This window comes from Streptosporangium sp. NPDC006930, assembly GCF_040635605.1.
Taxonomy (GTDB): Bacteria; Actinomycetota; Actinomycetes; order Streptosporangiales; family Streptosporangiaceae; genus Streptosporangium.
In genome coordinates this window covers 121,368-136,995 of record NZ_JBEYID010000012.1, presented here as the reverse complement: position 1 = coordinate 136,995, position 15,628 = coordinate 121,368, and the positions used below count along the sequence as shown (strand labels likewise).

14 protein-coding genes are annotated in these 15,628 nt (G+C 68.9%); 6 read left to right on the top strand and 8 right to left on the bottom strand.

Features of this window, described 5'->3' with window-relative positions; genetic code table 11:
* Window positions 1–385: 385 nt before the first annotated feature.
* Window positions 386–1,225, bottom strand: coding sequence for a helix-turn-helix transcriptional regulator (locus tag ABZ664_RS21945; RefSeq protein ID WP_362512710.1), 840 nt, complete (start codon window positions 1,223–1,225; stop codon window positions 386–388).
* Window positions 1,226–1,422: 197 nt separating this feature from the next.
* Here ABZ664_RS21945 and ABZ664_RS21940 point away from each other — a divergent pair, with 197 nt between their 5' ends.
* The 5 genes from ABZ664_RS21940 (at window position 1,423) to ABZ664_RS21920 (ending at window position 7,088) form a co-directional block, all read left to right on the top strand.
* On the top strand, window positions 1,423–2,367 hold the full coding sequence (locus ABZ664_RS21940; protein ID WP_362512707.1) for an SDR family oxidoreductase: 945 nt from the start codon (window positions 1,423–1,425) through the stop codon (window positions 2,365–2,367).
* 22 nt (window positions 2,368–2,389) lie between these two features.
* Entirely contained in the window at window positions 2,390–2,971 is a 582-nt protein-coding gene (locus tag ABZ664_RS21935) for a hypothetical protein (protein ID WP_362512703.1), read from the top strand.
* Between the two features lie 339 nt (window positions 2,972–3,310).
* A complete protein-coding gene (locus ABZ664_RS21930) occupies window positions 3,311–4,870 on the top strand; it encodes a serine/threonine-protein kinase (RefSeq protein WP_362512700.1) in 1,560 nt (519 codons plus the stop codon).
* 228 nt (window positions 4,871–5,098) lie between these two features.
* Window positions 5,099–5,752, top strand: a complete 654-nt coding sequence (locus tag ABZ664_RS21925; protein WP_362512697.1) for a response regulator transcription factor — start codon at window positions 5,099–5,101, stop codon at window positions 5,750–5,752.
* A gap of 163 nt (window positions 5,753–5,915) precedes the next feature.
* On the top strand, window positions 5,916–7,088 hold the full coding sequence (locus tag ABZ664_RS21920) for a HAMP domain-containing sensor histidine kinase (protein WP_362512694.1): 1,173 nt from the start codon (window positions 5,916–5,918) through the stop codon (window positions 7,086–7,088).
* Between the two features lie 159 nt (window positions 7,089–7,247).
* On the opposite strand, the gene ABZ664_RS21915 is transcribed toward ABZ664_RS21920, so the two are convergent.
* Both ABZ664_RS21915 and ABZ664_RS21910 read right to left on the bottom strand, forming a co-directional pair.
* Complete coding sequence (locus ABZ664_RS21915; RefSeq protein WP_362512691.1) at window positions 7,248–8,654, bottom strand: S41 family peptidase; 1,407 nt, start codon at window positions 8,652–8,654, stop codon at window positions 7,248–7,250.
* A 187-nt stretch (window positions 8,655–8,841) separates the two neighbouring features.
* Window positions 8,842–9,306, bottom strand: coding sequence for a cupin domain-containing protein (locus ABZ664_RS21910; RefSeq protein ID WP_362512687.1), 465 nt, complete (start codon window positions 9,304–9,306; stop codon window positions 8,842–8,844).
* 52 nt (window positions 9,307–9,358) lie between these two features.
* Here ABZ664_RS21910 and ABZ664_RS21905 point away from each other — a divergent pair, with 52 nt between their 5' ends.
* A complete protein-coding gene (locus ABZ664_RS21905) occupies window positions 9,359–10,363 on the top strand; it encodes a helix-turn-helix domain-containing protein (RefSeq protein ID WP_362512683.1) in 1,005 nt (334 codons plus the stop codon).
* A gap of 9 nt (window positions 10,364–10,372) precedes the next feature.
* On the opposite strand, the gene ABZ664_RS21900 is transcribed toward ABZ664_RS21905, so the two are convergent.
* The 5 genes from ABZ664_RS21900 to ABZ664_RS21880 form a co-directional block, all read right to left on the bottom strand.
* Window positions 10,373–10,510: a hypothetical protein gene (locus tag ABZ664_RS21900; protein ID WP_362512680.1), complete on the bottom strand. Its 138-nt coding sequence runs from the start codon at window positions 10,508–10,510 to the stop codon at window positions 10,373–10,375.
* 71 nt (window positions 10,511–10,581) lie between these two features.
* Complete coding sequence (locus ABZ664_RS21895) at window positions 10,582–12,072, bottom strand: CoA-acylating methylmalonate-semialdehyde dehydrogenase (RefSeq protein ID WP_362512677.1); 1,491 nt, start codon at window positions 12,070–12,072, stop codon at window positions 10,582–10,584.
* Window positions 12,069–12,794, bottom strand: coding sequence for an SRPBCC family protein (locus tag ABZ664_RS21890; protein ID WP_362512674.1), 726 nt, complete (start codon window positions 12,792–12,794; stop codon window positions 12,069–12,071). The genes ABZ664_RS21895 and ABZ664_RS21890 overlap by 4 nt, the downstream gene beginning before the upstream one ends.
* 3 nt (window positions 12,795–12,797) lie before the next feature.
* Window positions 12,798–15,146, bottom strand: coding sequence for a xanthine dehydrogenase family protein molybdopterin-binding subunit (locus ABZ664_RS21885; protein ID WP_362512671.1), 2,349 nt, complete (start codon window positions 15,144–15,146; stop codon window positions 12,798–12,800).
* Window positions 15,136–15,624, bottom strand: coding sequence for a (2Fe-2S)-binding protein (locus ABZ664_RS21880; RefSeq protein WP_362512668.1), 489 nt, complete (start codon window positions 15,622–15,624; stop codon window positions 15,136–15,138). The genes ABZ664_RS21885 and ABZ664_RS21880 overlap by 11 nt, the downstream gene beginning before the upstream one ends.
* Window positions 15,625–15,628 lie beyond the last annotated feature (4 nt).

The window sequence follows — 15,628 nt, the reverse complement described above, 5'->3', positions numbered from 1 at the left end:
GCAAGAGCAGTGCGAGCCCAGAGCGCCAGGAAAAGGTGTGCCGCATGATATCCACAATGCCACATATATCGCCGTTGTGATGAAAAGTCGATCGGCCAAGGACGCCCCACTTTTCGGAGCGTTACAACAGGTGATGATTTCCTTATGCTCTAACTCTCTGCTTTCGCGACGTCACGCTACGACCAAATGGAGATACGGATTCGCGAACCAAGGTGCCCAGCAGATTCTGGATAGTCAGCTACATAAGCTGACAGAAGAATGGAAAAGTGCTGAAGTTGACCCGGAAGAGGGTGAAGTTGGGTGCGTGGGATGGTCACCGGAGGAAAATGTGGGCTTCACGGGTCCTTTGGAGGTCGAGGTGTGGCGGCCGGGCGAGCACCCCTTTTCAGTGGAGGGTCTGGGTGCCGATGACGGAGAGCAGGTTCAGCTTGTCGTGGCTCTCGCTGCCGGGAACGGCGGTGTAGACGAGCAGCGAGTGGGCCTGGTCGGGGTCGATCAGTCGCTGGCAGGTCAGCTCCAGGGCCCCGACCTCGGGGTGGACGAAGTGCTTGACCTCGTGGGGGCGTATCCCGATCTCGTGGGCGTCCCACACGCGCCGGAACTCGTCGCTGTGGGCGAGGAGCAGGTCGGCGAGATGCGCGGCTCGGGATCCGGGGCCGCGCAGGGTGGCGATCTCGCGCAGTCCTGAGGCGAACATCCGGGTGAGGAACGGATGTTCTTCCGGCGCGTAGAGTTCCCGGACGGCCGGATCGGTGAACCATCGGTATCCCAGGCTGCGGGCGGGCCCGGTGTAGCGGGTCGTGTCCCCGGTGAGCGCGACGCCCATCGAGGTCTGTCGCAGGGTCTCGCCGAGCTCGGTGACGATCTCCGCGGGAGTGTCGTCCAGACGGTCGAAAATGCGCAGCAGGCCGGGGCTGATGTGCTCGCCGACCCCGCCGCGGGCGGGTGGGTTCTGCCCCGCGAGACGGAACAGATGGTCTCGCTCGTCGAGCGAGAGGTGCAGGCCCTGGGCGATCGAGGCGAGCATCTGGCTCGACGGCCGCGGTCCGCGTTCTTGCTCAAGGCGGGAGTAGTAGTCGGTCGACATGTGGCACAGCGTCGCGACCTCCTCGCGCCGTAGCCCGTTCGTCCGGCGACGGGGACCGCGCGGGAGGCCGACGTCTTCGGGTTGCAGCACTTCTCGACGGCTTCGGAGGAACTCCGCCAGCCCGGCGCGATCGATCATGGCATTCCCTCCGCTCGCGGTGCTGCTCCGTTTCTATCGTCCTCGCGCGACGGCAACCACGGACCGTCGATCCCCCTCTCGGAGGTCTCGGAGGTTTCCGAGGTGGGCGAGGCCGCATCCACGGATCGGCGGTCCCTGGAACATCCACGCCGCCTCCGAGACCGTGGATCCGAGACGACAACACAAGGAGCAGAGCAATGTCGCGTCAGGCAATCGACATCACCATTCCGGACCTGTCAGGAAAGCGTGCGCTCGTCACCGGTGCCAGCGACGGAATGGGGTTGGGAATGGCCGCGCGACTCGCCGCGGCCGGCGCGGACGTCGTCATGCCCGTCCGCAACCTTCGTAAGGGCGAGAACGCGATCGCCGCGATCCGCCGGAGTCTCCCGAACGCGAAGGTCTCGCTGCGCGGTCTCGACCTGTCGTCGCTCACGTCGGTCCAGGCCCTCGGAGAGACTCTCCGCGAGGAGGGGCGGCCCATCCACATTCTGATCAACAACGCGGGCGTGATGACCCCGCCGAGCCGGCAGACCACAGCGGACGGCTTCGAACTCCAATTCGGCACCAACCACCTCGGCCACTTCGCCCTTGTCGGCCACCTCCTCCCGCTGCTGCGCGCCGGCCGCGCTCGTGTCACATCGCAGGTCAGCATCGCCGCGAGACGCGGCGCCATCAACTGGGACGACCTGAACTGGGAACGCGACTACAACGCCATGCGCGCCTACCGGCAGTCCAAGATCGCATTCGGGCTCTTCGGTCTCGAACTGGACCGCCGCAGCAAGACCCATGGATGGGGCGTCACCAGCAACCTCTCCCATCCCGGAGTGGCCCCCACCAGCCTCCTCGCCGCCCGCCCCGAGCTCAGCCGCGACAAGGACACCGGCGGCGTCCGCCTGATCCGCGCGCTCTCGGCTCGCGGCATCCTCGTCGGCACCGTCGAGACCGCGATGCTGCCCGCGCTCATGGCCGCGACCGACCCCGACGCCAAGCCCGGCGTCCTCTACGGACCCAAGGGCCTCGGCGACCTGGGCGGCCCACCGGCCGAGCAGCGAATGTATTCTCCGCTGCGTAGCACGGACGACGCCGAGCGCGTCTGGCGGATCTCGGAGCAGCTCACCAAGACCGTCGTTCCGACCACCTGACCCACGCCGAGGCCCTACGGGGGTGCGCATCAGAAAGATCGTCTTCATTCTGGCGTTGGGCGCGGTCGCCTGCACTCCCGACGCCTCTCCGGCAAGGCAGGAAACCGGCATGCCGGCCTCGTCCTCGCCCGCCACCTCGGTAACCGTCGAGTGTGAGGCAACGGTCGGCGGAGAGCAGGTTCCCCCTGCCGGGTTTGAGATCATCGGTGGTGCGGTGGCACTGCCGACGAGCCGTGATCGTTCAAATGCCTTGCAGGTCGGCGAGGTGAAGCTGCCTGACGGGAAGACGGGGTTGTTCGCGAAACAAGGGCTGCTCGTACGGCGAGGCGAGCTCGTCGAGTTGATCGTTCCGGAGAATCTTCGGGGCCGGTTCTGGATGAAATGGGGCAGGCCGGAGCCGCTGGGCGACCAGGTGATTGTCGATCGTTGCGACTCGGACAAGGAATGGTTGGCATTCGCGGGTGGCTACACCGTCCGGCGTGCTGCCTGTCTTCCGGTAGATGTTCGAGTCGGGAACGGTGAGCTGCGACAGGTGCACATCGGTATCGGGGCGCCGTGTCCGGGACAACGGCCCGCGCCCGAGACCGATTCGGGCTCTGGCTGAACCGGCGGCTCGCAGGTAACCGGGACGCCGGGCTGTCGCGAGGTCGGGTTGGCGGCAGCGGTGTAGAGAGTTCTACATAAAAAATATCCCCATATATCCGTCAATGTCGTTTATGTCTGCTTAGGCATTGAGAGACATGCCGAAAACGGGGCTAAGTTTGTTTCAGTGAACGACTGAGGCATGAACTCCGCGAGAGGTGTCGGCGGGCGTGGTAAATGATCAGGAAGGCATGTTTCCGGACTTAAGGGATAGATGGCAAGGACTTAATCTGTCATCCGAAATCGCCGCCGGACCGGTCGAAAACAAACAGGAAGCCCCTGATCTAAACGGCGGGCGGTTGTGAGCAAGCGGACGATCATCGGAGCCCGCTACGAGCTGGACCCTCTCTCGCGTCGCTCGGGAGGAATGGGCGAGGTGTGGTTCGGCTACGACAACCGCCTCGACCGGCCGATCGCCATCAAGTTCATCAGGATCGACAAGCTGCCCGACGGCCGCGAGGACGAGGAACTCGCAAGACGCTTCGTGCGCGAGTCACGGATCACCGCCCGGCTTGAGCACCCGGGGGTCCCCACGGTCTACGACTGCGGATCGCACGAGGACGACCTCTACCTCGTCATGCAACTCGTCAACGGCGCCCCCGTCTCCTCGCTTCTCGACGAGACACAGGTGCCCGTCGCCTGGGCGGTGGCGATCGCCGCGCAGGTCTGCTCGGTGCTGGCCGTGGCCCACTCCAACTCCCTGGTGCACCGCGACCTCAAGCCCGCCAACCTGGTGCTCTGCCCCGACGGCACGGTGAAGGTGCTCGACTTCGGGATCGCCACCGCGCTGGCCGGTGCGGAGACGACCCGGCTCACCAGAACGGGAGAGGTACTCGGCACACCGGCCTACATGGCACCGGAGCAGGCGATGACCGGAATCGCCGGTCCGCAGAGTGATCTCTACTCCCTGGGCGTGATCCTGGACGAGATGCTCGCGGGCGAGAACCAGTTCGCCGCCCCCACCGCGCTCGCCTCGATGCGCAACCACACGGACGTCCCGCCCCGGCCGCTGCGCGCCAGAAGGCAGGGCATCCCCGAAGGTCTGGAGCGGCTGGTCCTGTGGCTGCTCGCCAAGTCGCCCGAGGAACGGCCGGCCAACGCGGGGGTGGTCTACGAGCGGTTGCTGGACTTCTGCCGCGAACTGCCGCCCTTTCCCGGCTATGTGAACCTGGACGCGCCGCACCCGGTGCGCATGTACGCCGCGGTCGTCGGACGCGTCGCCCCCATGGGAGCGAACCGGAACCGTCGGCCCGCCGATCCGGTACGGCCGCCGCGGATCAGGCTCGCCGCGGAATCGGCGCAGATCGGAGGGGACGATCTTGAACGCGCTCGCAGGGACGCGAGGAAGCTCAAGGTGGAGTCCCGCTTCACCCAGGCGGCGGATGTGCTCGCGGAGGTGATGCGCCCCGCCGAGGGTTCGTTCGGCTCGGCCAGCTCCGAGGTGGTGGACCTGCGGATCGAGCTCGCCGAGGCGCTCTTCCTCGGCGGGGACTACCGTCGGGCGGCGCCCGAGTTCCGTCGGCTGGCGATCGACGTCGCCCAGGTGGAGGGACCCGGCAACAACCTCGCGCTGCGATGCCGGCTGATGGAGGCGAACTGCCACGCGGCGGTGGGGGAGATGAGCCTCGCCCTGACGCAGTTTCGTGAACTCCTCGCCGACGAGAGGCGATTCGGCGCCGACGAGGAGCGGATCCTCGAACTCCGGCGTCAGATCGGGCTGGTGGAACTCGGCTCGGGTAACCGGGCCCAGGCCAGGCGCACGCTGGGCGACCTGCTGGGCGACCTGGAGCGGAAGTACGGCCCGCAGCACGCGGAAGCCGGTAAGGTCCGCGCGATCCTCGAAGGTCTCGACGATCGATGACGCCCTCGCGATATCGACCAGAGAAAGGAGGATTCGTCGGAGGCGAGTCCATGGCCGGGACCGAGAGGTAGGGCCTGCCGGGTGCCGGGTGCCGGGTGCCGGGTGCCGGGTGCGGGGTGCGGGGCGACGGTCGGCGGCGAGGCGTGCCTTCGCGCGATCACCCCGGCGGCGACGGTGTGGCACGGGCGTTAACGCCGCTGATACCGGTCGTCGGATACGACTTCGATCATGCGAATACTGGTGGTGGAGGACGAGCGGGACCTGGCCGACCTGGTGGCCATGGGGCTGCGACGGCACGCGATGGCGGTCGACGTCGCATACGACGGCGAGGCCGCGATGGAGCGGCTCACCGTCAACGACTACGACGTGCTCGTACTGGACCGGGACCTGCCCGGGATATCCGGCGACGTGATCTGCCGGGACCTGGTGCGAGCCGGGGCGCGCACCCGCATCCTGATGCTGACCGCGGCCGCGTCGATCCCCGAGCGGGTCGCGGGCCTGGGATTGGGCGCCGACGACTACCTGCCCAAACCCTTCGACTACACCGAGTTGGTGGCGCGGGTACGTGCCCTGGGGCGGCGCAGCCAGGCAGCGCTGCCACCGGTGCTGGAACGCCACGGGATCGTGCTGGACCCGCAGCGGATGCAGGTCTCCCGCGACGGCCGCTTCCTGAGGCTGTCGTTGAAGGAGTACGCGGTGCTCGAGGTGCTGATGCGGGCGAACGGGACCGTGGTCAGCGCCGAAACGCTGCTGGAGTCGGCGTGGGACGAGCACGCCGACCCGTTCACCACCGTGGTACGCGTCATCGTCAGCCGGTTGCGCGCCAAGCTCGGCGACCCGCCGTGCATCCACACCGTGCCCGGCGCCGGGTACCTGCTGTGACCCGGCGTACGCCCCGGAGACACCCGGCGAGCCCGGTGTACGGCCGGAAAGGCGCGGCATGCCCGGCATATGGCCGGAAAGGCGCGGCATGCCCGGCATACGGTCGGAGAGGTACGGTGCGCCCGGCGTGCGGTCCGGGAACGTGCGGTGCCGGAGGTCCGCTGTGAGCGGGCGCGCGGCCCGGAAGCTTTTCGGCACGGTAAGGATGCGCCTGACCCTGCTGTACACCGGCCTGTTCCTGACCACCTCGACGATCCTGCTCACCGTGGTGAACCTGCTGCTCAGCAACGCGCTGGAGAGCCGGGTCAGATCCGTCACGGAGAAATTTCCGCCCGTTGGCCGATTCCCCCAGGGGGTTCCCGCGCCGAGGGCGCCGGACTTGCCCGACCTCCCGCCACAACCCGAGGTCGTCGACGTCATGAACACCCTGTCCGGCGCGGTGCTGCGCTACCAGTGGACGGTGAGCGCGATCGTGATCGCCCTGCTCACCGTCGTCTCGGTGGCCGCGGGCTGGTGGCTGGCCGGACGGGTGCTGAGCCCGCTGCGGCACATCACCGCAACCGCACGCCGTCTCTCCCTGTCCAACCTGCACGAACGGATCGGGCTCGCCGGTCCCCGCGACGAGCTCACCGACCTCGCCGAGACCTTCGACGCGATGCTGGAACGGCTGGAACGGTCGGTCGACAGCCAGCGCCGATTCATCGCCAACGCCGCCCACGAACTGCGGACCCCGCTCTCCGTCCAGCGGGCCGCGATCCAGATCGGGCTGGACGACCCGCTGCCGGACCGACTCGTCCCGGTACGGGAGAAGCTGCTGACCGCGAACCGCCGGACCGAGCGGCTGATCGACTCGTTGCTCCTGCTCGCCCAGGCGGAACACGGGCCGGACGGCATGGAGCCGGTGGCCCTCGACGCGCTGGTCCGCCAGGCGATCGAGGAGACGACCGCCGACGGCATCGACGGCATCGTCATCACCTCACAGACCCGGCCGGTCGTCGTCGTGGGTGACCCGATCCTGCTCGGCAGACTCCTGACCAACCTGCTGCAGAACGCGGTCCGCCACAACCGTCCCGGCGGGACCGTGCACGTCGGCCTCACCGTGACCGGCGTGCTGACCGTACGCAACACCGGCTCCGAGGTGCCGGCCGAACGGGTCGACGAGCTGTTCCAGCCGTTCCGCAGGCTGCACTCCCGGACCGGGAGCGCCGACGGTGCCGGTCTCGGTTTGTCCATCGTGGCCTCGATCGCCCACGCCCACCACGCCACCGTCACCGCCCGGCCCAACCCCGGCGGCGGCCTCGAACTGACCGTGATCTTTCCCGTCCTTAGTGGCTGACATGAGTCTCCTCGCCCGCAACGGCCGACCGTTACAGCGTTCGATCACGACTCTTCTCGCCCGTAGCAGCCGACCGCGAGCTTCCCCGTACGCGGCAGGACCGCCCGCGACACAGAAGAAGGAGCCCGGCGGTCGCCGGGCTCCTTGAGCGGGAATGGCCTACTTCAGCAGGTTGAGGGCCTTCGCGACGCCCGGGTCGCGTCCGGCGGACAGGTCCGCCGAGGTCATCGGGGCCTGGTGGTCGGGGGCGACGCCGATGGTGTTGACGACCTCCCGATTCGCTCCGATCTCGTGCTTCTTGGGCAGGATGAGGGCGCTGCCGTCGTCGAGCAGATAGGCGGCTCCGGGACCGGACACCGCGCCGGCGGTGCGGGTGCCCACCAGGGTGCCGAGACGGAGATCCTTGACCGTGCTCGTGAAGGAGTCGCACGCCGAGGCGCAGTTGCGGTCGGTGAGCGCGACGAGGGGCAGGCCCAGCAGCGGCACGGTGTCGTCGCTCCGGTTGGCGGTGCAGCGGCCGTGCACGTCGCACCAGTAGCTGGTGACCTTGCCGTGCGTCCAGGCACCGAGCAGCCTGGAGACCTCCTGAGGGCTGCCGCCGCCGTTGCCGCGCAGGTCGAGCACAACCCCGCGCAGGGTCGCCTTCTCGCGCAGGGAGGCGATGGCCGCTAGGACCTTGTCCGCCGCGCCGGGAAAGAAGCCCGGCAGTGCGACGTAGGCGACGGAGCCGGAGAGCAGCTTGGAGTCGACCTTCGGTTCGGAGCCGGAGGGGGGGACGGAGGTCACCGAGACGTCGACGGTGCCGCCGGTGGCGGGACGGCGCAGGGTGAGCCGGATCGCCTTCCCCACCGGGAGCCTGATGAGCCCGTCAAGGACTCCCTGGGAGAGCACCCCGTTGACGAAGAGCGGCACCCCTTCGACCGAGACGAGTTCGTCGCCCGGCCGGATCCCCGCCTTTGCGGCCGGGCCTTCCGGGCGCACGTCGGTGATGAAGAGCGGCGGGGTGGCCGCCGGATCCATCACCCCGGGAGGGCGAAGGCCGGAGAGGCGGGCGCCGAGCGACGCTCCGCCAGGGGTCGGACGGTCCCAGTTCGCGTGGTTGTCGTCGAGGCTCTGCACCATGCCCCGCATCGTCGCCTCCGCGACCGCCTGCCGCACCTCGGGGTCGGCGGGCAACGTGTCGACGACCTTCTGGTAGACGGCGCGGAACGCGGCCCAGTCGGCGTTCCTGTTGCCGGTGAGCGCCGGCATCGTCGCGTTCGGCCGGTCGAGCCCGCGGCGCTGCAACTCCTGGGTGAGCGCGGTGAACGCGGGCACCAGCAGCGCGCGGGGGTCCAGGACCGGGCCGCTGTAGTAGTTGGCGAAGACGCAGTGGTACGCCTGCTCGATGATGGTGACGGTGGTCGGCTTCAACGGCGGAGGCTCGGACGGTCCTGAAGGTCCTGACAGGGACACGCACGCCGGTGGCCGACCGCCGTACCCACGGTCGGCGCTCGCGCCGGTGGCCCCGGAACCGATGAGAGCGGCGAGCGCGATCGCGATGACGAACGATTTTCTGCTTCTCATGCCGCCGAGCTTCGCGATCATGCTGTTGCCCGGATGTGAACGCGAACGTTAACACCGCCGTAGCGGTCCCTCCGGTAGGAACACTGCTTTTGGGAGCCCGGCGCCGGTCGCGGGGAGATGGGACCGGCCGCGACCCACGACGACCGGTCGCAATTGACCGTGACCGGCCGCGACCGGTCGTGTCGGCTCAGCCGAGAGGGTGGCCGATGGTGGCGTCGACGTGACCGGGGATCGGGTCGTGCCGGTCGCCGACCGACGGGGTACCGGTCGGTTCGAACATCAGGATCGAGGCGCCCTCGGCCGACGACGGCCGGTGCTCGACACCGCGCGGTACGACGAACACCGCCCCCTGCGGCAGCGTGACGACCCGTTCACCTCGACCCGTGCCTGCATCGCTGATGTCGGCCTCGGCGGCGGTGCCGGTGTCGACGGCGATATCAGCGTCGACATCGCCGTCGCGCAGGGCGATGGACAACTCCCCGTCGAGCACCATGAAGAACTCGTCGGTGTTCTCGTGGACGTGCCAGATGTGCTCGCCGGACACCTTCGCGATCCGGACGTCGTAGTCGTTCACCCGGGTGACGATCCGCGGGCTCCACAGCTGGTCGAAGCCGGCCAGCGCGGTCCGCAGGAGGACTGGTTCGTCGTTCATGGGGCCATCGTGGCGGTTGGCGCCCGTATGGCGTGAGTGCTAGGAATCGCATATGCCGCATGGATCCTCGCAGGCAACGGCGTATCGGCCCCACCGGGTGACCGTGATCGTCGACAACGGCTCGAACCCGTTCGAGCTGGGCGTGGCGACCGAGCTGTTCGGGCTGCGCCGTCCCGAGATCGACGTGCCGTGGTACGACTTCACGCTCAGCGCCGCGCTGCCCGCCGTCCGCATGCACGCCGGGATGTTCACGCTGTCGGACGTGGCCGGGCTCGACGCGGTCGACGGGGCCGACACCGTGATCGTGCCCAACCGGCCAGATCCACTGGTGCCCCCGGCCCCAGAGGTGCTGGACGCCGTCCGCCGCGCAGCCGGGCGGGGCGCCCGGCTGGTGAGCTTCTGCACCGGCGCCTTCACCCTGGCGGCGGCGGGAGTCCTGGACGGTCGCCGGGCCACCACGCACTGGCGCTGGGCGAAGGCGTTCACCGCCCGCCACCCCGAGGTACGGCTCCAGCCCGACGTGCTGTTCGTCGACGACGGCGACGTGCTGACCGCGGCGGGCAGCGCGGCGGCGCTGGACCTCGGCCTGCACCTGATCCGCCGCGACCACGGCGCGGAGGTGGCCAACACGGTGAGCCGGCGCCTGGTGTTCGCGGCGCACCGGGACGGCGGCCAGCGGCAGTTCGTCGAACGCCCGGTTCCCGCGGTACCCGACGACTCCCTCGGCTCGGTGCTCGCCTGGGCACAGGAGCGGCTGGACCACCCGCTCACCGTCGCGGACCTGGCGGCACACGCGGCGGTGAGCCCCGCCACCCTGCACCGGCGGTTCGCCGCCCAGCTCGGCACCACCCCGCTGGCCTGGCTCACGGCCGAACGGGTGGCGCTGGCCTGCCGGTTGATCGAGCGCGGCGAGCTCCGGTTCGACGTGGTGGCCCGCCTCAGCGGGCTCGGCACCGCCTCGAACCTGCGAGCCCGGATGCGGCAGCAGACCGGGCTCGGTCCGCTGGCCTACCGGCGGCGGTTCGGGCCGGACGCCGAACCGGTCCCGGCGGGATGAGCTCCTCGGTCAGCCGGTACGGGTGTCGGGGAGGTGCTCGCCCAGGTAGCCGATCCAGATCTTGCCGGTGGTGCCGATGGAGTCGTCATGGAAGTACATCCAGGGCGCGGGGTATCCGACGGACCGGAGCTTGATGTGCGACTCCATCGGGATCTGCCTGCTCGGATGCACCTCGGGCGGGACGCCGTCGTCGATCCGCGCGATGTGAGCGCCGGTATTCAGTCCTGGGTCGGGAAGCCGAGGTTGATTCCGCCGTGGCTCGGGTCGAGCCAGCGGGAGGTCACGACCTTGCCGCGGGTGAAGAAGTGCACGCCCTCGGTGCCGTGCGCGTGAGAGTCGCCGAACAACGACTGCTTCCAGCCGCCGAAGGAGTAGTAGGCCATCGGCACGGGAATCGGGACGTTGATGCCGATCATGCCGACCTCGACCTCGTTCTGGAACCGCCGGGCCGCTCCGCCGTCATTGGTGAAGATCGCGGTGCCGTTCCCGTAGGGGTTGCCGTTCACCAGGTGCAGTGCCGCCTCGTACGTCGGCACCCGCAGCACGGAGAGCACCGGCCCGAAGATCTCGTCGGTGTAGAGCGACATCTCCGGGGTGACCCGGTCGAACAGCGTCGGGCCGAGCCAGAAACCCCGCTCGTCGCCGTCGATGTCCTGTTCGCGGCCGTCCACCACGAGTTCCGCTCCCGCCGCGACGCCCGCGTCGAGGTAGGACGCCACCCGGTCGCGGTGTGCCCGGGTGACCAGCGGCCCCATGTCGCAACCGCGCCGGCCGTCGCCGATCCGCAGTCGCGCCATCCGCTCGGTGATCTTGGCGATCAGTTCGTCGGCCACCGGCTCGACGACCACCAGCGCGGAGATCGCCATACACCGCTCTCCCGCCGAACCGAAGCCGGCGTTGATCGCGGCGTCGGCGACCAGGTCGAGGTCGGCGTCGGGAAGCACCACCATGTGGTTCTTCGCGCCGCCGAGCGCCTGAACCCGCTTGCCGGCCCCGGTCCCCCGCTCGTAGACGTACTTCGCGATCGGTGTCGAGCCCACGAACGAGACGGCCTTGACCTTGGGGTGCTCCAGCAGCCGGTCCACCGCCACCTTGTCACCGTGCACGACGTTGAGCACGCCGTCGGGCAGTCCCGCCTCGCTCCACAGGGCGGCCATGAAGTTCGCCGCGCCGGGGTTCTTCTCGCTGGGCTTGAGCACGACCGTGTTGCCGGTGGCGATGGCGACGGGCAGGAACCACATCGGCACCATGGCGGGGAAGTTGAATGGGGAGATCACGGCCACGACGCCGAGCGGCTGGCGGATCGAGTACGAGTCGACCCTGGTCGAGACGTTCTCTGAGAAACCGCCCTTGAGCAGGTGCGGGATGCCGCAGGCGAACTCCACCACCTCCAGTCCGCGGGTCACCTCGCCCAGGGCGTCGGCGAGGACCTTGCCGTGCTCGGCGGTGATGATGGCGGCCAGTTCCTCCTTGCGGGCGTTGAGCAACTCCCGGAAGGTGAACAGCACCTGCGTACGCCTGGTCAGCGACGTGTTGCGCCACCCCTGGAAGGCGTTCGCCGCCGAGTTGACGGCCTCGTCCACCTCGGCGGGGGAGGCGAGGTGGACGAGGCCCGTCACCTGGCCCGTGGCGGGGTCGAACACCTCGCCGCCGCGCTCACCGGCACCGGCCCACGGTTTGCCGTCGATCCAGTGGGTCATGTGCGTCATCTCTGCTCTCCGTGGGTGTTGCGGGTCGTGCGGTCCCGGCGAGTACCGAAGATCTTTCCGAAGGTCCGGCGTATCCAGTCGGCGATGAGGGACCCCAGTAGCGGCATCACGCGCAGCGCCGAGTCGTCCTCGGCGGGAGCCGGGCGGGCCGGAGCGGCGTGGGCCGGAGCAGGTCGGGAGGGAGCCTGCCGGGTGGCGGATGTGCTCTCCGCGGTGAGCGGGCCGGGGGGGTCCGCCACCGGAGGAGCCACGGCCACCGGCTCGGCGGTCGCGACCGACTCCAGGATGGCCTGCTCGATCCGCTGGGAGGTCTGGGCCACCATCCGGTTGCCGACCTGCTCGATCACGCCCTTGCCCATGGTGGCGACGCGGCCGGTGAGGGCGAGATCGGTGCTCACGGTGACGCGCGATCCGCCTGCCGCGGGGACCACCGACATCGTGGCGTTGGCGCGGACCGATCCGGCGGTACCGCTCTCCTCGCCCTCCGCCTCGATCGTGGCGACCCTGGTGACCGGATCCGCCGACAGGATGCGGGCGATGCCGCCGTACTTCACGGTGACGGGGCCGACCTTGACCTTCAGGGTGCCCCGGTAGGTGTTCTCGTCCAGCGCTTCCTGCAGGCTCACGCCCGGTACGCAGGTCGCCACCCGGTTCACGTCCATCAGGTAGGCGAAGGCCACATCCGGCTCCGCCATAATGTCGAAACTGTGTTCTAGGTTCATGGACTAGTCCTTATCGATAGCGGCGAGGATCTCCGCCGGGAAGAGAGGCATCGAGGTGACGGAGAACTCGAACGGGGACAGCGCGTCCTCGATGGCCTCGGCGATCGCCGCGACGACCGGGATGATGCCCGCCTCTCCGGTGCCCTTGATGCCGAGCGGGTTCCACGGGGAGGGGGTTTCCAGGTGGTCGAGGACCAGCGGTGGCAGGTCGTCGATGCTCGGCAGGTGGAAGTTGAGGAAGCTGGTGGTGGTGGGCTGGCCGTTGTCGGAGAAGGTCAGCCGCTCCAGCAGCGCGCCTCCGATGCCCTGGATCAGCCCGCCAATCACCTGGCCGTCCACGATCAGCGGGTTGATGACCCGTCCGCAGTCGTGAACGACGACGTACCGGTCGATGGTGACCCGTCCCGTTCCGGGATCGACCTCCACCATCACGCCGTGGGCCCCACTGCCGAACACCCACTGACTGCTGCGAAAGTACTCGGTGGCCGACAGCGAGACGGGTGCCTCGGAGCCGGACTCCCGGGAGACCCAGGGAACGGGTCTCTCCGTCCCGGGGTAGCGGATGGGGTTGGAACCGCTCGCGATGTCGGCGAGGCTCACTCGGGAGTTCTCGTCCCCATGGACGAAGACGTTCCCGCCCCTGGTCTCCAGGTCGTCGGGGGAGCATTCGAGCAGTACCGACGCGGCCGTGAGGATCTTCGTCCGCAGCGTCCGGGCGGCGGCGGCGACCGCGTTGCCGCTCATCACCGCGGCCCGGCTGCCGAACGTGCCGTGACCCACCGCGTTGGGGCCTCCCGCGGCGGTGACCACCTGGACGTTCTCGGCCGAGCAGCCGAGCACGTCCGCGGCGATCTGGGCGAAGGTGGTGGCGTGGCCCTGCCCCTGGGACGGGACCGAGACCTCCAGGACGATGCGTCCGCTGCTGTTCAGCGTCGCGGCGCAGCCCTCGTACGGACCGACCCCGGTGCCCTCGACATAGGTGGCCATGCCCAGGCCGAGGTGACGCCCCTCGGTCCGGGCCACGCGCTGCCGCTCCCGGAACGTCTCGACGTCGACGTGCGAGAGCATCCGGTCGAAGCCTTCCACGTAGCTGCCGCTGTCGTAGATCGCCCGGCTGCCGTCGTGCAGGTAAAGCCCGGTGTCGTAGGGGAAGGCGTCGGAAGGGATGAGATTGGCGCGGCGCACCCGCCACGGCTCCACGCCGAGTTGCCCGGCGACCGCCGCGATCAGGCGCTCCATGACGAAGACACCCTGCGGTCGACCGGCGCCCCTGTAGGGGCTCACCGGCGGCTTGTTGGTGTAGAGCACTCGACCGCTGTAGCGGTAGTGCTCGATGTCGTACTGTCCGGGCAGGTGTGTTCCTGTGACGGCTGGTACCGCGATCCCGTACGGAATGTAGGCGCCGGTGTCATGGTCGAACTCGGTGCTCACCGCGAGGATCCGCCCGTTGTCGTCGAAGGCGACGACGGCCTGGTGGCGCTGTCCCCGTTCCTGGTTGGCACTGATGAAGTGCTCCCAGCGGTCCTCGGTCCACTTCACCGGCCGACTCAGCCGGAGCGAGGCGTAGGGGACGAGCACCTCCTCCGGATAGAAAAGCATGATCTTGGTTCCGAACCCGCCGCCGACGTCGGGCGCGGAGACCTCCAGCTGGTCCAGCGGCACGTCCAGGATCCGGCTGAGTCCCTGGCGGATCGCGACCGGCGACTGGGTCGAGTCGAACACGGTGAGCTTCTGTCGGCGCGGATCCCAGTCGGCGAGCACGCCGCGGCCCTCCAGCGGGCTGCCGCAGCTGCGCTCGATGTCCAGGGTCAGCTCCAGGGTGTGCGGAGCGGACCGGATCACCCCCTCGGGGTCACCCCTGACCTGTGACACGACGGCGGCCACGTTGCCGGGGATGTCGTCGTGCACGAACTGGTCGTCGCGCCCGGCGTCGTCGAACTCGACGACCTCCGGCAACGGCTCGTAGTCGATCTGGATCAGGTCCGCCACGTCCTCGGCGATGTAGCGGTCATCGGCAACGATCATGACGATGGCCTCGCCGACGTAGCGGACCCGGTTGACCGCCAGCGGCCGCTGGGTACGCGGGGCCAGCAGGTCGGGGTGCGGGCCCAGCAGCGGCAGCGGGGCGTTGAGGTCGCCGAGGTCGTGACCGGTCAGGACCAGTCGCACTCCCGGAGCCCGACGGGCCTCTTCGACGTCGATACGGGTGATCCGCGCGTTCGCGTGCATGCTGCGGACGAAATACGCGTGCAGCGAGCCCGGCAGGTGGATGTCGTCGAGGTACATCCCGTTTCCGCGCAACAGCCGGTCGTCCTCCAGCCGGGGCATCCGCCGTCCCACGTTAGTCGACATCGCCGCAGGTCTCCTTCGGTCCCGCGCAGATCTCGTCGATCGCGTTCATGATGTTGCGGTAACCCGTGCACCGGCAGAGGTGTCCGCGAAGGGCGTCGACGGCCCGCTCCTTCGAGGGAGGTCCCTCCTCTTCCAGCACCGCGGTGAGTGACATGAGGATTCCCGGAGTGCAGAACCCGCACTGCAGGGCGTGGTTGCGCTTGAAGGCCGCCTGAACACAGGAGAGCGGCTGCCCCGGCTCGGCCAGGGACTCCACGGTGCGCACCGGTTTGCCGTTCACCTGTACGGCGAGCATCAGGCAGGCCCGCACCGGCCGGTCGTCGACGAGCACGGTGCAGGCACCGCACACACCGTGCTCGCAGCCGACGTGTGTACCGGTCAGGTCCAGATCATGACGGAGAAAGTCGGACAACAGCAGACGGGCTTCCACCTCGCGCTCGACCAGTCGGCCGTTGACAGTGGTTCGGACGTAAGGCACCGGC